16 protein-coding genes and 1 other annotated feature are annotated in these 23,628 nt (G+C 30.5%); of the genes, 2 read left to right on the top strand and 14 right to left on the bottom strand.

Annotation, left to right across the window (positions count from 1 at the left end; translation table 11 throughout):
* Nucleotides 1–262: 262 nt before the first annotated feature.
* Nucleotides 263–958, bottom strand: coding sequence for a M48 family metallopeptidase (locus CLOCEL_RS01905; RefSeq protein ID WP_010075096.1), 696 nt, complete (start codon nucleotides 956–958; stop codon nucleotides 263–265).
* A gap of 269 nt (nucleotides 959–1,227) precedes the next feature.
* Nucleotides 1,228–5,211 carry an AAA domain-containing protein gene (locus tag CLOCEL_RS01900; RefSeq protein ID WP_010075097.1) on the bottom strand — a complete coding sequence of 1,328 codons (3,984 nt, stop codon included), beginning with the start codon at nucleotides 5,209–5,211 and terminating at the stop codon, nucleotides 1,228–1,230.
* A gap of 435 nt (nucleotides 5,212–5,646) precedes the next feature.
* On the opposite strand from CLOCEL_RS01900, the gene CLOCEL_RS01895 reads away from it, so the two are divergent.
* On the top strand, nucleotides 5,647–5,895 hold the full coding sequence (locus CLOCEL_RS01895; RefSeq protein WP_010075098.1) for a hypothetical protein: 249 nt from the start codon (nucleotides 5,647–5,649) through the stop codon (nucleotides 5,893–5,895).
* A 74-nt stretch (nucleotides 5,896–5,969) separates the two neighbouring features.
* Here the strand turns inward: CLOCEL_RS01895 and CLOCEL_RS01890 are convergent, their stop codons facing one another.
* The 7 genes from CLOCEL_RS01890 to CLOCEL_RS01860 form a co-directional block, all read right to left on the bottom strand.
* Complete coding sequence (locus CLOCEL_RS01890; RefSeq protein ID WP_010075099.1) at nucleotides 5,970–6,974, bottom strand: LacI family DNA-binding transcriptional regulator; 1,005 nt, start codon at nucleotides 6,972–6,974, stop codon at nucleotides 5,970–5,972.
* Nucleotides 6,975–7,236: 262 nt separating this feature from the next.
* Nucleotides 7,237–7,575 (bottom strand): EamA family transporter, encoded by a 339-nt coding sequence (locus tag CLOCEL_RS01885; RefSeq protein ID WP_010075100.1) that lies wholly within the window; start codon nucleotides 7,573–7,575, stop codon nucleotides 7,237–7,239.
* On the bottom strand, nucleotides 7,568–7,915 hold the full coding sequence (locus tag CLOCEL_RS01880; RefSeq protein WP_010075101.1) for an EamA family transporter: 348 nt from the start codon (nucleotides 7,913–7,915) through the stop codon (nucleotides 7,568–7,570). The genes CLOCEL_RS01885 and CLOCEL_RS01880 overlap by 8 nt, the downstream gene beginning before the upstream one ends.
* Nucleotides 7,915–8,847, bottom strand: a complete 933-nt coding sequence (locus CLOCEL_RS01875) for a glycosyltransferase family 2 protein (protein ID WP_010075102.1) — start codon at nucleotides 8,845–8,847, stop codon at nucleotides 7,915–7,917. The genes CLOCEL_RS01880 and CLOCEL_RS01875 overlap by 1 nt, the downstream gene beginning before the upstream one ends.
* A 37-nt stretch (nucleotides 8,848–8,884) precedes the next feature.
* Nucleotides 8,885–10,474, bottom strand: a complete 1,590-nt coding sequence (locus CLOCEL_RS01870) for a DUF2142 domain-containing protein (protein ID WP_010075103.1) — start codon at nucleotides 10,472–10,474, stop codon at nucleotides 8,885–8,887.
* Nucleotides 10,475–11,247: 773 nt separating this feature from the next.
* Nucleotides 11,248–14,355, bottom strand: a complete 3,108-nt coding sequence (gene ileS / locus CLOCEL_RS01865) for an isoleucine--tRNA ligase (protein WP_010075104.1) — start codon at nucleotides 14,353–14,355, stop codon at nucleotides 11,248–11,250.
* Between the two features lie 382 nt (nucleotides 14,356–14,737).
* Nucleotides 14,738–14,950 (bottom strand) — a binding site (T-box leader).
* Between the two features lie 48 nt (nucleotides 14,951–14,998).
* On the bottom strand, nucleotides 14,999–16,066 hold the full coding sequence (locus CLOCEL_RS01860) for a CPBP family intramembrane glutamic endopeptidase (RefSeq protein WP_010075105.1): 1,068 nt from the start codon (nucleotides 16,064–16,066) through the stop codon (nucleotides 14,999–15,001).
* 108 nt (nucleotides 16,067–16,174) lie between these two features.
* Between CLOCEL_RS01860 and CLOCEL_RS01855 the strand changes: the two genes are divergently transcribed.
* A complete protein-coding gene (locus tag CLOCEL_RS01855; RefSeq protein ID WP_010075106.1) occupies nucleotides 16,175–16,813 on the top strand; it encodes an MBL fold metallo-hydrolase in 639 nt (212 codons plus the stop codon).
* A 173-nt stretch (nucleotides 16,814–16,986) separates the two neighbouring features.
* On the opposite strand, the gene CLOCEL_RS01850 is transcribed toward CLOCEL_RS01855, so the two are convergent.
* The 5 genes from CLOCEL_RS01850 to CLOCEL_RS01830 form a co-directional block, all read right to left on the bottom strand.
* Nucleotides 16,987–17,343 carry an ArsR/SmtB family transcription factor gene (locus CLOCEL_RS01850; protein WP_010075107.1) on the bottom strand — a complete coding sequence of 119 codons (357 nt, stop codon included), beginning with the start codon at nucleotides 17,341–17,343 and terminating at the stop codon, nucleotides 16,987–16,989.
* A gap of 34 nt (nucleotides 17,344–17,377) precedes the next feature.
* Complete coding sequence (locus CLOCEL_RS01845; RefSeq protein ID WP_010075108.1) at nucleotides 17,378–17,788, bottom strand: hypothetical protein; 411 nt, start codon at nucleotides 17,786–17,788, stop codon at nucleotides 17,378–17,380.
* Nucleotides 17,789–18,119: 331 nt separating this feature from the next.
* A complete protein-coding gene (gene nrdG, locus CLOCEL_RS01840; protein WP_010075109.1) occupies nucleotides 18,120–18,617 on the bottom strand; it encodes an anaerobic ribonucleoside-triphosphate reductase activating protein in 498 nt (165 codons plus the stop codon).
* A 16-nt stretch (nucleotides 18,618–18,633) separates the two neighbouring features.
* Nucleotides 18,634–20,745 carry an anaerobic ribonucleoside triphosphate reductase gene (locus tag CLOCEL_RS01835; protein ID WP_010075110.1) on the bottom strand — a complete coding sequence of 704 codons (2,112 nt, stop codon included), beginning with the start codon at nucleotides 20,743–20,745 and terminating at the stop codon, nucleotides 18,634–18,636.
* Nucleotides 20,746–21,148: 403 nt separating this feature from the next.
* Nucleotides 21,149–23,596, bottom strand: a complete 2,448-nt coding sequence (locus CLOCEL_RS01830) for a sugar phosphate nucleotidyltransferase (RefSeq protein ID WP_010075111.1) — start codon at nucleotides 23,594–23,596, stop codon at nucleotides 21,149–21,151.
* Nucleotides 23,597–23,628 lie beyond the last annotated feature (32 nt).

The raw sequence follows: 23,628 nt of genomic DNA, 5'->3' as shown, positions 1-23,628 counted from the left end.
AACAGTGGCTATGCATCTCTAGTTTAACCTTAGCCACTGTAAAAAATTTCAATTTCAAGTCATTCTAATTTTTAAATATAGAAGAAGTTTCAATAAACAGAACTTATATAACTTCATTATTTATATTCTCATCTAAGAACAATAAACCTTAAATTATATTTCATCTAATAAAACAATTCATACTTAAACCTAAAAACTTTCTCCGTAGTGATAAAAAATTTCTAAAAGATAAACACTACCTTTTAGAAATTTAAATAAACTTTTATATTTTAAGTAGCAATCCATTATTCTTAAGCCAAGCTCTTCTTTCCTTATAATCAGGTATAACACTGCCAACCAAATTCCAATACGCTTTACCATGATCTCTATGTACCAAATGACATGCTTCATGAACGACTAAATAATCTACGATTTCTATCGGTGCCATTATAATCCTATAGTTATAATTAATGTTATCCTTACTAGAACAGCTTCCCCAAAGAGTTTTCTGGTCTTTTATATGAATTTCATTGTAACTAAGTTCTAGTAACTTACAATAAAAATCAGTTCTTGCCTTTAAGATTTTACGAGATTCATTCTTCATCCATCTCATTAACAATTCTTTTTCTTCTTGTTCCTCTAACACTCTTGGAAATATAATTTTAAAGATTTCACCATCTATTTTAAAGTCAAAAGTTTTGTCCTTATTTATTTCTCTTTCTATACAGTATTCTTTTCCTAAAAAAAGAATTTTATTCCGATTTCTAAATCTTGCCTCTATTTCTTCCTGTTTTTTTGCATTATCCAGTATCCATGAAGTTTTCTCCCTGATAATATCTTCAATAGTCTTAACGGATATCATTAACGGTGCTGATATTTTTATGGTACCCTTTGACACTACTCTCAAAGCTATAGTTTTTCTTTTGCTTCTTTTTATTTCATAGGTAAAAACTTTGCTATCTAATTTTATAGTCTTCACTATTTTCCCCCACCTATAACATATGATGAATAAAATATATAGCAAAAATAAGTTTTTTTCAATATTAAAATAATAATTGATTACTAGCAAATAAAAAGATGGAAACTTGAATATACAAATCTCCACCTTTCCATTTGATATATAAATTTTTTTAGTAAAAATAATTTGGGAAGCAATTTTAATAAGTATTCATAACTCTTTAATTTCAATGATTAATTTTGGGATTAACTTAAAATTAAACTGACACACAAAATCATCATATTTTATTTCTACGCGATTATCCCACTAACTTCAACAGTAGCTTTCTGCAACTTTTCTATTAATCCAGATGGATTTCTGTAAAATTCACTTTCTCTTACTTTGAAAATTTTCCACCCCATTGTAGCAATAATTTTTTGATTTTCCATGCCATCTTGGTCCTCTATATCTTTTAAATCTCCACCAAAGCATTGAACTGCTATAGTTTTTTTGTCATCTTCTATAAGAAAATCTACTCCATATTTATTTTGTGCTAATGTAGCTACCTTAAAACCTTTTGAATTTAAAAATTCATAAACATCTTGAACAAATCCTGTCCTTTGATTAATCACCTTTTCCCCTTGATAACCTTGGCAGTAATTAAGTAACTTATATCTCACACAAAGAGGATTTAAATTCTTAATGTCTATAGAATGGAATAACCACATTTGATTCCTTGCCCTACTAGCTGCAACATTAAATCTTTTAATGTCTACATCCTTTGTAAGTGGTCTTGTTTTTAAGTCTCCACTAACAACCATAGATAATAAAATTATGTCTCTCTCATCACCTTGAAAGGAATAAGCATCTCCACAAACTAACTTTCTATTTATAATCTCTGCTTCTCCAATTTTTTCTCTAAGTTTTTCTTGGATAAGCTCCCCTTGTTCTTCACCGAGCATAGAAATAACTCCCATAGTCATTCCTTTATACTTTTCATCCTTGCAGCAATGATAAATTTGATCTACTATAGTATCTGCCTCTTTTATATTTATAGATTTATTGGATTCTCTAATGCCTTCTTCAACAAATACTGTTTTTATTGGTATAAGTCCTTGTTCTTCCCTACCTCTTAAAGGTGCTATTTCATTGTTATAGCAAAGTTCATTACTAAATCCTATAATTTCTGAGACACATCTAAAATGTTCTTTTAACATAACTCTTGTAGGAAAAACTCTTTGAGCGGTGGTGTATATATTTGTTTCAGCATCAAACCATCTGCTATATGGAATATCTTTTAGATAAGCTTCTGAATAATGAGTTACTAATGTGTTATCTATACCGATTATCTGAGGCGATATTTGATTATCATCACCTACGATTATTGTTCTTTTACCTCTCATTAAAAGTGTTGTAGCTGATAAATCACATTGACTGCTTTCATCTATAATAACCACATCGAAAAGTTCTTGATTTACAGTTAGACTCTCGAAAACTCTATTTATTGGCATTATCCAAGCTGGTATAATATCCTTACATTTTTCCATTTCCTCTTGTGCCATGGATAAATATTTTGTATAGAATTTACTTCTACCTTTCCCAATCTTCTTTACAGCTTGTAACCAACAATAAAGGCTCTTTCTCTTTTCCTCCGTAGTCTTCAAGCATTGTTGATACCAAGCTTTGTTTTGAGCTAGTTCCTTTATAACTTCTCTTTCTTTAATATTTTCCTTTTCACAGGCATCTATAAGCTTATCAATTCCTAAATCATGGATTCTCTTAAGCAAAGCGTTCAACTGTTTCCACATCCAAGCTTTGTTTATATTTTTTAATCCACTTCTATTTTCTGCATTCATAAGCTTTTCACAGGTTACTGGTAACTTTTCTTTTAGCTTGTTGTAATATATATTATATTCCTTAACAAAAGGCACAAGCTTCTCATAATTTTTAAATTCTTTATATATCTTGTTAAACTCTATACTATTAAAAGGGTCGATGGCTGCCCTAAGAGGTGATAAAAATTCTATGTCAGAAAGCCTTAGCTTAAATTTAAGTATATACTCCTTACTTTCTCTATAATCTAAATATTCTTGAAGAACGATTAAGTTATTCTTCATGTCTATGTAAGTTTCCTCATTGTACCAATCCAACTTATTTAACGGTATTATGTCTCCTAAGCAATTTGTTATCTTGTCTATATATCGATGCTCCCACATGACTATCATATCTATGTATCTTAAAGCATCCTCTAAGTAAGCCATTTCTTCTAAGTTAAACTTTGCTATTTCCTTACCATTAAATTCTTTAGCACTTATATTCCAAAAGTGCTTAATGTTATTCTCTATAAGTTTTTCTTCTATATAATCAAGAACAGAATCTATACCTTCGAGATCACATATCTTTTCATTATTTAAAGTACACTTTGCTAACATCTTGCATTCTTTTCTGTGAGTAAATTTATATCCATAAGATAAACCATTCTTTTCTTCAACTTCTTCTTTAACTCTTTTTATAGCAAACTTCAACTTGCTTAGTTCTATATCTTCTGGAATATATATAAACTTATCAGCTGCTTTTATTCTCAGTTCTAATAATCTTGTAAAATCACATTTTAGAAGTACATAAATCTTATCAATTGCTGTTCTTGATACAGAACCAGAATTATAGTACCCTAACACCTTATATGCCCAGCTATCTTTTATCTTTTTAATTTCATATGCTCCCAAATCTAAAACTTTAAATATATCTTTGTCAATTGTAAAGTTATCAGGAACATGCCAACTTTGTAACATCATCCCGAATTCTTTTTCTCTTTTTTTCAAGCTTTCATATTTTTTAATATATTCTAAAAACACTTCTTTTTTAGGTATTAGCTCTATATTTTCTAGATATAAAGTTACATTCTCAACTTCTTCCCTTGTCAATTTATCCATCAAATGCTGGAACCTAATCATTTCATTATCAGTAATAAAACATTTGTCCTTTAAATCTATCTCCTCTTCAATCCAGCTATTTTCATTTTCCTCACTAGCTAACCATCTTGCAAGGTCACTAATATCATAAACTCTTCCATTATACTTTATTTTTTGGTATTCAATCTCTTCAATTTCTTTTATCTGCTTCACTAAGAGCTTTTGATTTTCTCTTATGCTCGTCAACTTTTCCTCTAAAACAGAAATTTTACGGATATACTCCATAGGATTTTTGCTTGTCATCTCATCTATCCTTCGTATAGAGGAATCAATTTCTTTTAACGTATTATCTTCTCCTAATTGATACACACAAAGTGCTTTAATTTCCTCTGGGAGCTTACTAATTATAACCTTTAAAGCTTTTGCATTTTGACTTGTAACAAGGACTCTCTTACCATTAGCAAGAAGATGACATACTATATTGGCGATACTATGGCTTTTTCCTGTGCCAGGTGGTCCTTGAACTAAAACTCCATAATTATCCCTTAACCTATGTACTATCTCCCTTTGTTCAACATTAGAGCTTAAAGGAAACATCAAATCATTAGCAATATCTTTAAATTCATTCTTATAAGGATCATTTAATACTTTCTCTTCTACAATTGCCTCCATAGAAGGTGGAATAGCCATTCCCTTATCAATTTCCTTTAATATCTTACCTACTTCACTAACTAAAAGTTTATTATCAACCTTCCTGGTCATGATTAAAGGCATCCTATAAACATTTATGTTTTGGGTAGTTACTATTTCTGATTCCATATAGACTTCTTCATGTAATTCACCCTCAGTATCAAGTACACTTATAATCTCTTTTATATAACTATTTATAGAGAACTGATCTTGAATTCCTAAGAACTCCAAATCAAATCTACTCTTTATACTAATAAGTGCTTTTGTATCAAGCTCCTTATCCCTAAACAAATCTATCTCTAGATTTAAGATGTTATCATATACAGATAAAGTGAATGCCTCAGTATCCTTTGAGTAAATCATCTTCATTCTAGTAGTTACTAAGGGATATATTATTTTTTTGCCTTGGAATATCCATGTGAAAATATAATCTCCTAATACTATCTCGAAATTATCTCCTTCTCTTTCACAAGACATATATATCTTAAATATCTTTTCATAGACCTCGCCACTACTTTTGGTTATTTTTATATAAGTCTCTTCATCTAATGGATTATATTCTATTCCATCCTTCGGGTAATTGGATAAAAGCACAACATTCTTATCTTTCAATCCGATACTTTTGATACTGTTATCAGTTAACCCTTTGACATTGATTAGGTAATTAAATAGGTTCTTTACCTTCTGACTCACGCTATCACTTCCAAATTTTGTATTTTATAACTGCTTATATTATAAAATCTTTTATATGATTTTTTTGTCATATCTAAGGACCAATAAATAATCAAGTTATCGTGAAGTTTTTCACTTTATTTTCCAATTATTTCTGTAATACTTGCTCATTACAGGAATTGCTCTGAAAATCTATATTAAATTCTTCATCAACTTATAATCTTCTTTATAAAAAAGGTTATTTCTTAAAACTAAATTACTAGTAATCAGTTCTTTTTTGTTGAAAGTTTTTTGGAATTATTTATAAGTATACAGAATATAGTTATTTAGATATATCTAGTACATAAAGAGTCCCTCACTGACGTCATTTTTTTGCACTTAGATAATAATTATCTTGGATTTAAACAAATTTTGACTTAGCCTAGGGACTCTATAAAAATCCAATAGGAGGTTGTGATGCTAGATAAAATAAAGATTGGGATATATAAAAATAGGCTAGGAAAAAAAGTTGAAAGTCTCTTAGGTTTTGACTCAAAGACCTCTTCTGAGATCGTCCAGCAAGCTTATGATCTATATAAAAAGACTGTAGATACCTACGCTAAAAATAATAATCTTTCTCACGATGAATCAAAGAAAAAAATTTTTGAACTACTTCAGGAAGATAAAGACATAAAAGATTTTCTAGAAAAACAAAAATCAAGTTAAAAATCATCTCGAAGATAAAACTGCCCCCTGTCAATTAGACAGGGGGCAGTTTAGAAACATAATTAAGTCATTTCTTATTTACATGAGTCTCTTTCAATAAGTTCATATGGCAATACATATTGAGTTACATCAATAGGCTTTTTATTTATAATCTTTATAAGCATTCTCATACCAACAGAACCCATATCATAAGTTGGTTGATTAATGGTTGTCAGTTTTGGATAGAAGATAGACGAAGTATAAGTATTATCAAAACTTACAATATCCACATCCTTAGGAACATTGATTCCTCTTTCTCTTAAATTATTGATTACACCCATTGCAAGTTCATCGGTACTACAGAATATAGCATCAACATCTTTAAGAGCATTATTTTCTTCAAGCTTTTCTATATAGTTCTCAGCATCCTTAGCCTTAAGTCCACCAGCTACTACAAGGTTTTCATTAATCGCTAAACCATTATCAACTAATGCCTCTTCATAACCCTTATAACGAGAAGCACTTGCGTTTATAATGTTGCGTGGAGGTCCAAAATATGCAATATTTTTATTACCTTTCTTTATTAGGTATGATGTTGCATCATACGCTGCCTTGATATTATCAATGGTTACGCTTGGGAAGGTTTTGTTTAAATCTGTCGTTTCCACTAAGACCGTTGGTAAATCTAATTCTCTAGTAAGTTCTAATATTTCATCTGCTAAGGAATTACTCATATAGATTATTCCATCAACCATTTTCTCTTTTAATACTCTAAGGTATTCTTTTTCTTTTTCTGAATCAAGATCTGTATTACATAATATTATATTATAATTGTATATGTTTGCTACGTCCTCAGCACCTCTAACTATCTCTGGATAGAATGCACTTGAGATGTCTGGTATTACTATACCGATTGTTTTAGTCTTCTGAGTCTTCAAGCTTCTTGCTACTATGTTTGGTCTATATCCTAATTTTTTTATTGCATCCATAACTTTTTTCTTTGTTTCATCATTTACTACGTCTACATCATTAAGAACTCTAGAAACAGTTGCTATTGATACTCCGGCTTCTCTTGCCACATCTTTGATTGAAGCAGCCATTGGTTTCACCCCTATCGATTATTTATGAAATTTAAACGTTTCTTTTACTATTTATTATATATTATTAAATGCTTCTATACTATATATTTATGATAATTATTATCGATTTTAAATAAATTACGATTTTTGCTAAAGATTTTATCAAAATTATACAAAGAAATTTGATTTTAAACTTCAATTTCAATGCCTACTCAATAAAACATGGCATAATTAAATAGGGGACACTTAGAATCAAATAAGCTTCCTTATCATCACCTTATAACTAAAACATCCCTATAAATATAGCGCCTATAATTATAAAAGTAATTCCGAATATTTTATATCTCGTGATTTTTTCTTTTAAAAATATCTTAGATATTATAAGACTCCATATATAAGTTATTGAAGTCAATGGTAGAACCATTGAATATGGCCTAAATTTCAGTACATATATATTTAGCAAGGCTCCTACAACATACAAAGCTCCACCTAAATATAAGAATGGACATTTTATTAAAGCTATCAGTGTATCCGTAGCAGTAGCTTTTTTAAAATAAAAACCACCTAATGATCCGAATAATGTCAATACTAATAATAAACCTATAAAAATACTATTACTCATCTCCAACACCTATAAAAACCACGCCTATAAATATAAAAATTGTACCTAAAATTTTTCCTAAACTTATATGTTCACTCAGCAACCTATAACCGATCAATAAAGCAAAAACATAGCCTAAACTCATCATAGGATGTATTACAGAAAAACTTCCATGCTTAAAAGCTAAAATCATGGTTACTGCACCTAATCCATATAGAGTAAATCCAATAAATAAGAACAATAAGCTTTTTCCATCAGATATTTTCCAGAAATATTGTCCGAATGCCGTAAATATTGCGGAAATAGTTATTATTAATATACCTATTTTATTTTGATTAAAGGACTTGTACATTTTTTCCATTACAGTTGTATTCCTTCTTTTTTATAATCATTCAATTGTAGCTCATATTGCTTTTTGCTGTTCTTTGATATTGTATCTAGAATTAATCCGCAAGCCATAGATAAAATAGCAATTATAACTAATCCTACTGCCAAAACTGCTGAAGGAAGTTTTGTTATATAGCTAGATTCTATAAACTCCACTATTACAGGAGTTCCTATAATAATACCTAGTAATAAAAACAAAATAGATAATATTGAGAAAAATGCTAATGGCTTATAATCTTTAAATAATGAGAATATTACTTTAATAACTCTATAACCATCTCTGTAGGTATTTAACTTTGAATCACTTCCTTCTGGTCTATCTCTATAATCTATGGGAATTTCTGTTAACCTAAATCTCTTATCCAACGAATGTATGCTCATTTCTGTTTCAATTTCGAAACCAGAGCTTAAAACTGGCATTGTTTTAACAAAGAACCTATTAAAAGCTCTGTACCCTGTCATAATATCATTTATTTCATTTTTAAAAGTCCAGCCTATTAAGCTTTTAACTAATTTGTTACCAAAGTTATGGAACGGTCTCTTGTTCTCGCTTTTATAGGTTCCATTAGAAAGTCTATCCCCAATAACCATATCTGCTTCATCATCCATAACAGGTTTTATAAGCTTATGTACAAATTCTGCAGGATAAGTATCATCCCCATCTACCATAATATATACATCTGCCTCTATATCCCTAAACATGCTTCTAACAACATTACCTTTGCCTTGTCGTGTTTCTTTTACTACTATAGCACCCTTTGCTGCGGCAATCTCTGAAGTTCTATCCTTTGAGTTGTTATCATAAACATATATTTTAGCCTGTGGTAATTCTCTTTTAAAATCCTCTACGACTTTCCCAATAGTAATTTCTTCATTATAACATGGTATAAGCACTGCAATTTCCATATTTCTTCCTCCTACTTATTTAAGATGTTTGCAACTTTTAAGCAATAACATAATACTTTCCTACTATGCTAGTGATGATAATAATACAAGAAAATAGAACAAAGCCTATCATATATAAGTTGAATTTATTAACATTTATCTTAAGCCTGTCCGTTTTAAAACTTAATAATAACAATGCAATAATTGGAATGAAGTATCTTCCTTGTACACCTTCAATGATATCCGCTCCCACTGGAGTCCAAATGGCATAAAGCGAGGAGAAAATTAACAAGATTATCATTAAAAAAACAACGATAAAAATATATCTTATTTTTTGATTCACCTTTATTTCTATATCGTTCTCTATGATTGTACTGATAAACATTAAGAACATAAATGTAATTATTATATATTGAGGCATAGGCATATTTAGCCAACCAATTATACCTATTGTTGAGTTAATATAAAAACTAAAGTTTGATTCTATAGTTGAAAATAAAATATACATATATTTTATTGGATTAGTTATTGCTTGCTTAACCTGAGCACCTACATCTATGCCACTTTTACCCATATTATTTGCAAAATTAGTGCCTATTTCTGCTGATGAGTATGGTATCCAAATAAGATTTATAAGTATACTCAAGAATAACGTTGCACATAAATAACTATAAGCAAATTTTTTACTTTCAAATTTATCCTTTAGTAAAAAAGTTAATAATGCTAAAGGAAAATAAACCACTTTAAAAGAAGAAACACACATAACTATTATTAAGAGTAACGCCATTTCCTTTTTTGATAGTTTCTTATCTCGCTTGTAATAATATAAACATAAGGCTATAAAAACCATACAAAGACTATTTATTAAAGCATCAGGAGCACACGAGGCAACCTCTGATATATTTTGGGGCATAAGTGCTATTAAAAACAAAATTTCCTTACCCACAGGAATCAACTTAATTGCTACAGCTGCTAATATTATGTAAGTTAAAAAATTCATCAGTCTTGCCAAATAGAATAGTACTAGTGGACCAAGATTGAAAATCCTTCCTATTAATATACCAATAGATTGTGGTATATATTGTAAAGGCATATATGTTGCTACATTGTCATATGAAGCGAAAAATTTATCATCACTGTCTAAGTTAACATTCCAAGAATCCTTTATGTCACTTACGTTTAGCCTATCCTTACCTTTTATTAATTCCTCAACCTTACTATCGGAATATAATTTCATAAAACTCTTAGGTACATAATATCCATTACCATGCTCACTTCCCATTGATACAGGCCTTCCTAAAGAAACTTCATAAGCCTTAAAAAAGTGAGCAACTTCATCTGGTACTTGAAATGGTGGATTTACAAATAAAATGCACATTCCTAAAATCATTGCTATAGATATAAATCCTTTTACAATGATATTTTTGTCATTTTTTTGTTTGTATAAAAATATCAAAATAGCAATGGAACTTGCAATTATAAATATTAAAAAGAACATTATTCCCTTCCCCATTGCAGTATGGATTAATGATCCTTTATTTAGTCCAATATTCTTAAAACAGTTTCTTATATTCACCAATAAAATTCCCATCGTACTTAGTACTAACAATATTGTGAACATAAATTTACTTTGAAAAAGTTTATTCAATGAGCTTCCCTCCTGCGTATTTCTTTTTAATCAATACTTCAAAGATACCCTATATATTATTTCACAACTAAAAACACCCTTTAATGTATTTCTAGGGGTGTTTTTCAACCTTTATTTACTTCTAAAAGATATTATAATCCTTAACTATATCCCTATTTATGCTTAAATACAATTTCCACTCATTATATCATATTTATGTATTTACTAGCAAATTATTTTATGTAATGTAATCATTTACTGTATTTAACTTTACAATTTTAATGTTCTTCATCTATGATTTCTTAGAAGTTACTTATGGCTATTTTTAAGTTAAGAACCTAAAAATCCATAAATCTTCTCTTTTTTTATGGATTTAAAACTATTATTTTTTGTAATTATCCACAAATTATTTCTTAAACATAACCGTCTGTTAAATAATTCGTTCCAGAAGTGTTTTTTAAGTTGCTATTGATATTTGCATAATATTTAAGACCTAACATTAGAGAAGCACAACGTTCTTCTATTATTGTAGTATTAATCTAATATTCGTATAATGCATCTGCATTATAACCCATTGCCTCTTTTAAATCTGGATAGTTATTAGCCTAAAATGTAGACGTAAAAGTCTTAGCAAGAAAATTGACAGTATGAAAATTTTTATAAAAAGAACTTCTGAAGAAATTACTATAAAATATTTGTACGAAATCTAGATAGTTGAACGAGTTAATAAATATAAAAAAGATGACCCCTGTACATTACAGGAATCACCTTCAAATAAAACACTATAGTTAAGATTATTTTACAACCTCAACAGCGATATTTAATTCTTCACCATTTATTTTGTTGTTTACATACTCTCTAGCTTCTCCGTAGAATATGTTAACTGTTAGAGTTTCCTTCATAATATCACTAGCAAATTTCTTCACTATTTCTTCAAGCATTGAGTTGTTTGCTACATAAAGGTTAATCTTATCTGCAACTTCAAAACCGCTTTCTTTTCTCATAGTTTGGATTTTTGATAATATTTCTCTTACGAATCCTTCTTCACGAAGTTCTTCTGTTATTGTTGTTTCTAAAACTACACCAGTATCCCCTTCTCCAGCGAAAGCAAATCCTTCTAGCCCTTGCATTGTTACAAGAAGATTTTCCTTGTTTAATTCAAGATCTGTGCCACCAACAGTTATTGTAACTGCTTTACCTGCACTGATAGTTTGAGCAAGATCCATTTGGTTTCTAGCTGCGATTTCTTTTCTGATTTCTGGTATTAACTTACCATATGCTTTACCAAGTATAGGTAAGTTAGGTTTTATTTCAAAGGAAACATATTTTGATAAATCAGCTCCAAATTCTATTTGCTTTATGTTAAGTTCTTCTTTAACTATATCACCATAATAGTTTGGAAGAGACTTAGTTGAAACAAGCATTTCCGATAATGGCTGTCTGTTCTTTATGTTAGCACTATTTCTTGCACTTCTTCCTAACTTAACTATTGTATAAGCTAAATCCATTTCTCTTTCTAATTCTGGATTTATAGCAGTTGCATCATATTCTGGCCATATACATAAGTGAACACTTTCTACTGCATTACTGTCTAAAGATACTACTAAGCTTTGATAGATTTGTTCTGTCATAAATGGAACAAATGGAGCTGATATCTTTGATAAAGTTACTAGAACTTTATATAAAGTTGTATAGGCACCTATCTTATCCTCTGTAAGTTCAGTAGTCCAGTATCTTGCTCTGTTTCTTCTTACATACCAGTTTGAAAGCTCATCAACAAAGTTTTCAAGTTCTAAAGCAGCTTGAGTTAATCTGTAGCCATCTAAGTGATCTTCTACACTCTTGATTAGAGTATTTAATTTTGAAAGAATCCACTTATCCATAACATTATCTGATTTATGGCTTTCGTACTTAGTAGCATCAAAATTATCTAAATCTGCATATAACACATAGAAGGAATATACATTCCATAAAGTACTTAGGAACTTTCTTTGAGTTTCTGCAACGTCTTCTTTTGAGAATCTAGTTGGAAGCCATGGTGCACTTGAAGTATAGAAATGCCATCTTGTAGCATCTGCTCCTACTGTATCTAATACATCATTAGGTGCAACAACATTTCCTTTTGATTTAGACATCTTAAGACCTTTTTTATCTAGTACGTGGCCTAAAACTATACAATTTTCAAAAGCATTTCTGTCAAAAATCAATGTTGATATTGCAGATAATGTATAGAACCATCCTCTTGTTTGATCCACTGCTTCAGAAATAAACTGAGCTGGGAAGTTTTGTTCAAATAATTCTTTGTTTTCAAATGGATAGTGTAATTGTGCAAACGGCATTGAACCTGAGTCAAACCAACAATCTATAACCTCTGCTACTCTTGTCATAGCACTGCCACACTTATCACAAGTTATTTGAACCTTATCTATATACGGCTTATGAAGCTCGATATCTTCTGGTACATCTATTCCTTTTGTTTTTAATTCATCTATGCTACCGATAAGATGTCTGTGGCCACATTCACATTCCCAAATTGGGAGTGGTGTTCCCCAATATCTATCTCTTGAAAGAGCCCAGTCAATATTGTTTTCAAGGAATTTACCCATTCTTCCTGTTCTTATGTTATCTGGATACCAATTGATTTTATCGTTGTTCTCAAGAAGTTTATCTCTTAATGAACTAGTCTTTATAAACCAACTAGCCTTTGGATAGTATAAAAGTGGTGTATCACATCTCCAGCAATGAGGATATGAGTGAACATGCTTTTCAGCTTTTAGAAGTTGATTTCTCTCTTCTAAATATTTAACTATATCTGCATCACAGTTCTTAACGAATTTATCTTGAAATGGTGTTACTTCTGGAAGGAACTTTCCATCAGCAGTAACAAGATTTATAGTTGGAAGATTATTTTGCTTTGCAACTATATTATCATCCTCACCATAAGCAGGTGCAATATGAACTATTCCAGTACCGTCACTTAACGTTACGAAATCCCCATGAATTACAAAGAATGCTTTTTCTTCTGGTGTATAGAATGGTAAAAGTTGTTCATACTCAGTACCTAATAATTCTTCACCTTTAAATTCTTTAACTACTTCGTATTCATCTTTTAATATTGATAAAAGATCTTTTGCTAAAATATATATTTCATCATTTTGTTTTACTTCAACATATGTATAAGTTTTGTTAATTGCTAAAGCTACGTTTGATGGTAAAGTCCAAGGAGTAGTAGTCCAAGCTAAAATGTATTTGTTTTCTTCCCCTTTAACCTTAAACTTAACGAAAGCAGTTAAATCCTTAACATCTTTATAACCTTGTGCAACTTCGTGAGAAGATAATGAAGTTCCACATCTTGGACAGTAAGGCATTACCTTGTGTCCTTTATATAATAATTCTTTATCCCACATCTGTCTTAGTGCCCACCAAACAGATTCTATATAACTATTATGGTAAGTTACATATGGGTTTTCCATATCAACCCAGTAACCTATTTTAGTAGACATTTCTTCCCACATTTTAACGTATGTAAAAACACTTTCCTTACATAGCTTAACAAAATCTTCTACGCCATGCTTTTCTATATCTGATTTTCCTGAAATACCAAGTTTTTTCTCGATTTCTAGTTCAACAGGAAGTCCATGAGTGTCCCAACCTGCTTTTCTTATTACTTTATATCCCTTCATAACTTTATATCTAGGAATTAAATCCTTAATAGATCTAGTTAATACGTGACCTACATGTGGCTTACCATTAGCTGTTGGAGGACCATCATAGAAAGTAAAATATTCTCCATCCTCATTTGCAGCGAAGCTCTTTTTTATGATATTTTTTTCTTCCCAAAGCTGAGCCATATCTCTTTCGATATCCACAAAGCTCTTTGAACTATCGACTCTCTTGTACATTGCTTTCTCTCCCTTCAAAGCTTTTTTATATAACTTTTTATCTCTTCTTACATAGAGTTTCTTATTTAAAATTTAGTGGAACATATATATTATCGAAGTTCTAAAATTAAACATTGATACTCTTTAATAATCTTATTATGCGAAATCAATGCCTAATCTAAAAATTCAATTTAAAACCCTATACAAATAATACCCAATATTTTTCTAAAACATTTACTTATTTTATTAGGAACCTATTTTAACATTATCACAGAAAGTATTTCAACTAATGATTCATAGCTATCTATTATACTACAATCATATTTAAAGCACTGAAATTTCTATATTTATAAATAATGTTATTGTGATTTAATCATTCTATAGATTAAAAAAACTTCGTCCTAAATAGGACGAAGTAATATTCGCAAACCACCTATGGTTAAAATTTCAGATACTGACATATCCTATTCTGTAACGTAGAATAACGAAGAAACCTACTAAAAATTCAGTTCTCAACTCCAAGGTGATTTTTCCTAGCTATTCCTATGAGGTTGCACCATACCCTCACTCTCTAAAAGTGACTAAACTAAGTACTTATCCTTTTCTTTGTATTTCCAACTATTCTTTAAAGATTATATATCACGGTAGATAAGTTGTCAAATATTTATAATGTTATCTGCTCAGTCATAATCAAGGTATATGCTATGTAAATAACTATATTTAAAATTAGCGTAACATCCACTATCCTTTGAGCTCTCTTTTGTCTTCTAAAGACTCTTCTATATTCCTTATCTGATTGCTCATCAGTACTATTCAAAGACTTTTTATCCAAATCAGCATCTTTCTTGAACCACTTGTTAGCTGGTTTCATTCTAAAAGGTGGATATTTTCCAACCCATTTATCTCTATTCCTATTTCTTATAAGAATTACAACAAGTATTCCTCCTACTAGAAAAGACATGGCTATTATTCCAAAGAAAGCAAATGATATTATCGTTGCAGCATTAGTTTCCACCTTTGCATTTGTACTGTCCATCATAGAAGGATCTGTATGTTCTAAAATAAATATACTTATCTTTGCCATAATAACATTTATTCCATTAACAACAAAGTGAAATACCATAGATGAAAAAATTGAATCAGTATATATTACGATCAATGCCATAATCGCACCCATAGCAAAGGTATATAATGATTGTTGTATATTTAAATGAAATAGTGAAAATAATAATCCATTCATTAGTACTGCAGTAACTATTGATTTATTTCTATATTCTGATAAAGCTATTCCTCTTAATGCTAATTCTTCAAAAATTGCTGGTAATACAGCAACAGAAAATAACATCACTAAGGTTGGCATTGAAGATATACTTGTAACCATCTCACCTACATCATTATTAGAAAATATCGAAGTTATAGTTCCTAAAATAGAAACTGTAGGTAAGAAGAGTATTGCTGAAGCAGCAACTAACATAGCATCTATAACACTTAGCTTATTAAATCTGAAAATTTCCTTTAATGGTCTTCTTTTAAAAAGGATATATGCCCCTATAGGAACTCCTAAAAACACAAAATCTGTAATCCCTAAAAGTACTATAGTACCGATATCACTTCTTAAAAAACTTAAGATTTGTGGAGCTAACTTTCCAACAACTGCTATTAAAAGTGATCCTAATATACCCATTACAGCTATTATTAACATCAATAAATTTCCTTTTCTTGCTTTATACAATACTATCCCACCCTTCAAATACCTAATGCTTATATTTTATGTTATATTTTATTACTATTCAAGGAATACTATATACACTAATTTATCTTGTCATGAAAGGAGTTAACTATGAAAATATACTTTCTCGGTGAATCATCATTTATTTTGGAAAGCAATAACCATTCACGTATACTCATAGATCCATATAATGATTTCTATCATAAAGAACTTTATAACTTGCCCTTTGACGTTGTGACAATAAGTCATCACCATCCTAATCATTCCTATCTAAAAAACTTGATTAACAAACCATTAGTCATAGATACTGCTGATTATCATGCAACAAAAGATTTTTTGATAAAAGGAATAATTTCATACCATGATAATGTAAAAGGTGCTAGACGTGGTAAGAATATAATTTTCACCTACGAATCAGACGGTTATCGTTTATGTCATTTAGGTGATCTGGGTCATGAACTTTCTTTAGAATTTCTAGATTTTATCGGTGATGTTGATGTTCTTATGATCCCTACTGGCGGAAACTTCACTATAGGGCCCACAGAAGCACATAACTTATGTATAGCTTTAAAGCCAAAGGTCATATTTCCTATGGCATATAAAACAGATTCTATTTCCTACCCACTAGAAGGTTTAGATCCTTTTATCTCTAAAATGAAAAATGGCGAAAAACTTTTAACTAATTACTTTGAAATAACTTCACCGCTAACTTCGCTTAACAGGGTTATTATTTTAAATTATTCTGTATAAGATTCAAAGATAGAACTACATGTAAAACTTTATTCTATAGTGAAAAGTGTGGTGAGTTATGAAATAACTATATATATTTTACCATAAAATTGAACTTATGTATAAATAAAATCCATAAATTCAACATTGCATCATATTTGTAGGTTATTTCAGACATAGAAACTCTAAAACTTTTATTGGTGCTCTATATGACTTAACCCAAAATTGAAGATATTATTAACATGCTCATCATCTAGAGAATAATACACTACTTTGCCTTCTTTTCTATACTTTACAAGTTTTAAGGCTTTTAAAACTCTTAGTTGATGCGACACTGATGACTGACTCATCTCTATAACCTCTGCAATATCACAAACACAAAGTTCTTTTTTTAAAAGAGCATATATTATTTTAAGCCTAGTAGGGTCAGCGAACATTTTAAACAATTCTGAGAGATTAATAAACTTTTTTTCTTCTAACATAGTAGACTTTACACATTCTACACACTCAGAATGCACTTCATTACACTGGCATTGAAAATTTTCATCCATAATTATCTTCTCCATTCGAAAAACTCAATTAGAACTATATATAGATATATACCATAATAATAGACGTTAGTAAAATAGAATATACTCTTGAAAGCATTCTTGCTAATTTACCTCCAATCTGATAATAATATTTCTCACTTAAATATAAGGCTAGATAACTAAAAAAAAGTGAAACTAATACAGGATAATGAAATCCCCAATTAACTCGTGACCAAGTTTTTATTCCTAACTTAATAAAAATATTATCACCTATAGATGGCTTCCCCTGTACGCTGATAATAAATGCTATTGCAAAAGCAATTAGAAAGAATGAAAGAGTACCTAACCCAACTCTTCTAATCCTATGGTTTTTCTTTTCTATTAGTTTAAATATATTTTCGTAGGTTTCATTTCTATAAATGTTGTCACTAGGTATAGATTCTTTCGAATTAGTATGAAAATGCATAATCTCCTCCAATTTCAAAAGCTATTGGAGATATTTTACATTTTATATTTTTATCTTTCAATATTTATTAGCTTTCAAGGTTTTATAGAAAATAACAAATTGTTTTCTAATATTCTCATATCTTCTCTTAATTCTCAAATTCCTTGTCTTAAAATAGCTAGTAATAAAGAAAACTTTTTTGCTATTGCTGATAATTTTACAAAATTTCCATTGATAAATATTATGATTGAAGCAATACTTAATTTAAAATTCTATACATTACCAATCTTTTGCATGTTAAGCTAAAATAAACTTAAAGCACCTAATATTCATAGATGCCTTAAGTTTGTAATTATATATCTAGTAATACTACTTTATCTTGTTCAATAGATTTCTTTACATCAATAATTCTTTGATTGCTAGAACCCTTGTATTTTAATCCCTCATCCTTTAGTTTTAAAATAAATGGTCCATCCACCAATACATCTATCTCTTTTAATAATTCAGATTTATCCTGATCATTTAAGATTTCTTCGTAGGTATATCCGGTATAACACCAGATATTTAGGTTAAGTTTTTTTATCTCTTTGCTTAATTGCATCAGATTTTGAGGTTGTTCCATTGGATCTCCACCACTAAGAGTAACCCCTCTAATAATACCAAGATTTTTCTTAATTCTGTCCATTATTTCTTCAATAGTAACCTCTTCTCCGTAAGAAAAACATTGAAGTTCTTGATTATGACATCCTTGACATTCGTGAGTGCAACCAGATACAAAGATTACAGATCTTAATCCTATTCCATTAACCAAGGAATTATCTAGAAATCCTCCAACTTTTAGTTTGTTCATTATAACCTCCCAAACATTACTCTACATAGGTTCTTACACTTGTTCCATGAGAGAGCCTATCTCTTCGTTCTGCAACTTTTCCTGCTCCAAATCTTTCATCAAGACTTAAATATCCAGTAACCCTTGATATTCCTTGTATATCATTGCTACCACAATTTGGACATTTATGTTGTCCATAATTTAAATAGGTACCGCAATGTCTACAATATTTTATGTGGAAATTTATTCCTAAATAACTTATGTTTGTATTTTTATATGCATAAGTTATTATATCTTCTATAGTTTCTCCATCTGGATAATCATCTAATTCTAAATAACTTATATGTCCACCATTGCAAAGTTTATGATACGGTGCTTCTATCTTAATTTTATCTGTTATAGATACTGGAAATCCTACTGGTACATGATAACTATTTGTATAATATTCTTTATCTGTAACACCTTTTATTTTTCCAAACACTTGCTGATCTTTTAATATAAATTTACCTGAAAGACCTTCGGCTGGTGTAGCATAACATGACCAATTAAGTTTATCTACTTCTTTGTACTTATCTGCAAATTCTCTAATGTAGTTTATAATCTTAAAGCCTAGTTCTCCTGCTTCTTCTGTTTCTCCATGGTGTTTTCCAATTAGCGCAACTAAAGTTTCTGCAAGGCCTATAAAACCAATACCCCAAGAACCTTGTCTTAGAATAGGTTCTATACTATCATCAGGTCCTAAGCCTTCAGCGCCCTTCATTAATCCTTGACCTGCTACGAATGGTAAATCCTTAATCTTTAAGTTTCTAAGGACTTGATATCTATGAAGTAAGCTTTCTCTTGCAAGAAGTAGTCTATTTTCTAGAAGTTCAAAGAATTTATCTACATCCTTCTTTGCAAGTATTGCTATCCTTGGTAAGTTAATAGTTGTTGGCGCTATGTTACCTCTTCCCTTAGTTCCAGGCTCACCATTTATATTGCTCATTAAATATGTCCTACATCCCATAGTAGCTGGAAGATAACCTTTATCATAGTATTCTTTGTTAAAGTCTGAATCTATATTCATAAAGGTTGGGTTCATTCTCTTAGCTGCCACTTTGCATGCAAGCTTAAACAAATAATAATATGGATCTTGTGGCTCTCTATTAACACCATTTTTAACTCTAAAAATTATGTTCGGGAATATTGGCTGTTCTCCATTACCAAGACCTTTATCATACTCTTCAAGGAAAACTTGGCAAACCAATGCTGCATCTTCACTTTGAGGAATTCCTAAATTTATTGAACTAAATGGCACTTGACTTCCTGCCCTAGAATGCATTGTATTAAGATTATAAACAACCCCTTGCATTGCCTGTGCCACAGCGTTTTTAACTTTTTTCTCTATAACTTGATTTATTTTTTCTTCAGTTATACCTAATTCACTAAGTTCTATTCTTATTTGTTCTCTGGTAGTCGCAACAAAACAAGACATGTCGTTGTCAAAATCTGGATGAGATTGACCACCAAACATATCATTCTGTGTTGATTGAAGAAGTATACAAGATAACTCTGCAGCTGACTCGATTCTCTTTGGAACCCTTATGTATCCGTAACCTGTATTAAATCCTCTTGTTAATACTTCTTTTGTTGGAATGTGAAGACAATTAACTGTTAGATTATAACTATCTAAATCGTGATAATATACATCTCCATTTTCATGAGCTTTGGCTAACTGTTTTGGCATTGATGATAAGTTATGCCACTTATTCGATTCACTAGCTATTCTTAAAAGCTTTGAACTAAAATTATTACCTACGTTTGCATTATCTCTGTCAGTTTCCACTCCTATAAGCTGTATTGCCTTCATAAGGTCTGACTTAAGTTCTCTTACTCTTGTTCTTTCGTTTCTGTAGGCTGAATAAGATTTACTAATATTCGTATAGCCTTTTTCTGTTAAAACCTTCTCCACAAAGTTCTGTATTTGTTCAACAGTAACTTCTTCTAAGTCTTCTTCCTCAATAGAAGTAATTATTCCTTGAGTTAAGTCTATTGCCTCGCTTTCTTTAAGATCATAACCTAGTTCCTCAGATGATCTTTTAATAGCTTTTGTGATTTTATCACTGTTGAATTTAACTTTTCTTCCATCTCGTTTAACTACATATAGCACGGGAATTCCCCCTAGTAAATTATTTATATTTATTAATAATAATTATTTTATATCATGACAATTTTTAAAGCAATTTGAGAAAAGGCTATTAAAAAGCTAGTGGTTTTTCTATCTCCGTTTTTCTAAATTATCATGCAAATTTCGTTAAGATTTAGTTATAAACTTTGTAAATTTATCACATTTGCTATAAAAGCTTTATTATCAATACTCTACAGATAATTACGCAAATATAACAAAATATTTTTAAAATTCACACAATTCACCCTATCCTTTATTGCTTAAATAAAAAAATATGTAGATCTATAAATAATTTATTATCTTTGATTATAATCACCTTAGTGACATCTATAATAAGAAAAGGTGAGCCCTTTTCTTATTATAGAAATAATCAAAGCTCACCTTATTAATTATACACTATATTTTCTATCTTTCTTGTAAGATCTGCTATTATTTCATCGACCTTCTCTTTACTTTCAGATTCTGCATATATCCTACAAAGGGGTTCTTCCTTATCCGGAAGTACTAAGGCCCAAGTATTCTTATAATTTAGCTTTATACCTTCAATTAAGTCAATACTAGCTATTTCATGCTGCTCTATGAGACTCCTCATGACCTTACCTTTTTTATTCCAAGGACATAAGGTTTCCGCCTTTTTAGAGTTATACCTAGGTATCAAACTGATTAAAGCACTAACAGTTGTATTGTATTTTGCTAAATGATTTAAAGTTAATGCAAACATACATATGGAATCTAAACTCATCAAATACCAACGAAGAATCTCTTCTTTACTTACTCCTCCCTCTGAAATACCTGATAAAAATCCATTAAACACATCCTTCTGAGAAGTCTTAGTTCTTACAAGCTTTGACTCACACATCTCTGCTATCTTTTCAAGAGCCATAGAACTACTAACAGGTGTCGCATAGACTTTCAAGTTACTTCTTTTTAGCAATATATATGCCTTCAGTGCTTCGTATATGGAATTTCTTATTATTGTTCCTTTCTCATCGATAATTACAGCCTCTTCTCCATCATCAGAAAAATAAATTCCCATATTAGCTCCACTATTTACAACTTCTCTTGCAAGACCTTTTATATCCTTTGGAGTATCATATTCCTTAATTCCTATCTTCAATGTTTCACATATCTTGAAAACAGCCTTAGCCACGTATTTTTCACGTACACTTATTACTAAGTTGTACTTCTTTTCCATAACAAGCTTATCATCTAAACTATTGATTATATGTCGTATATAATATTCAATACAATCTTCATAATGATCTATTCTTCTAAGTTCATCTGCTTTAACTCTTCTAAAATCTTCCCTTAAAAGGGTTCCTTCTATTTTTCTTTCCATACTAGAACTTATATTTACTCCATTCTCGTCCATAAACTGAATGGTTACTTTCTGAGCATCTTCTCTATCTTGCATCACATGAATAGCACCATCAGCACCAAATAGATGTGCCGTATGTCTTGCCATGGAAGTAGTAACCCTCTTTAAGTCAAAAATCTCTATTCCCATTGAAAGCAATCCTGTTGCTAATGCATACTTAAACATCTGTGAAGCTCCATAATCATTACAACTTATAGCCACTTTAGCACCGTGACTTAAATTTGATCCATACGCTGATCCAAGCTTAGCTACAAACTCAGGAGTTATATCAACATTTACCTCTCCTACAACTCCTTGTTTGCCAAAAATGGATTTCGTATGTTTTCCACCCCATATAAGATTACTCTTAATTATACTTCCACTCTCTACGACCTTTTCAGGCCAGATTTTTACTCCTGGTTTTATCGTTGCCTTTGAACATACTAAAGTTTCATCACCAATAGAGCTTTCTTCAAAAGCAGCAGCTCTAGACTCCATCTGAACCTTATTACAAAGCACAGTTCCTTTAAGTTCAACCCTTGTGCCTATATAACAGTTGTCAAACATTATACTTCTCTTTATGTTGCAGTTGGAAGATATAATATTATTTTTACCTATAATGCTAAATGGTCCTATTTTACTTCCTTCGTATATCCTACACTTATTCCCTATGTATACCGGAGGAGTGATTGTTGCCTTTGGACTAATAGTACAATCTTTCCCTACCCATACACCATCTTCTACCTCAACTGCATTTATATCTACGTCTACCAGACCACTGAGTATATCATAACTACATTTCATATATTGTTCTATACTTCCGATATCACACCAATAACCATCTGCCACATAACCCATGAGTGGCTTATTTTCCTTTAACATAATCGGAAACAAATCATTAGAAAAATCAAACTTTTGATTTTGTTCATAGAAGCTAAATATTTCTGGCTCTAGTATATATATTCCGGTATTAGCCTTGTCACTGAAAAGTTCGCTCCAACTTGGTTTTTCAAGAAAACCGTTTACTTTTCCGTCTTTATCAGTTACAACTACCCCATATTCTAATGGCACTGAGACCTCTTTTAAAATCATAGTCGCCATCGCTTCTTTTTCTTTATGATATTTAATAGCCTTTTCCAGATGTATATCCGTTAGGGCGTCACCACTTATAACAACAAACGTCTCATCTAAAAAGCTCTCTGCGTTTTTAACACTTCCTGCTGTTCCTAAAGGGGTTTCCTCAATAAAATATTGTATATTTACTCCAAACTCTTTTCCGTCACCAAAATAGTTTATTACTTCATCAGGTAAATACTGAAGTGTTACTCCTATTTGAGTAATACCTATTTTTCTTAAGTTTTCTATGGCATACTCCATAACAGGTTTTCCCAAAATAGGCATCATTGGCTTTGGGATATTACAGGTAAGTGGTCTAAGTCTTGTGCCTTCTCCACCGGCCATTACTATAGCCTTCATCTTGTTACCCCCCATTTTAATAAATAGTTTTC

The organism is Clostridium cellulovorans 743B (genome assembly GCF_000145275.1).
Lineage (GTDB): Bacteria > Bacillota > Clostridia > Clostridiales > Clostridiaceae > Clostridium_K > Clostridium_K cellulovorans.
The sequence above is the reverse complement of the archived record's forward strand: the minus strand, read 5'-3'. Positions and strand labels throughout refer to the sequence as shown.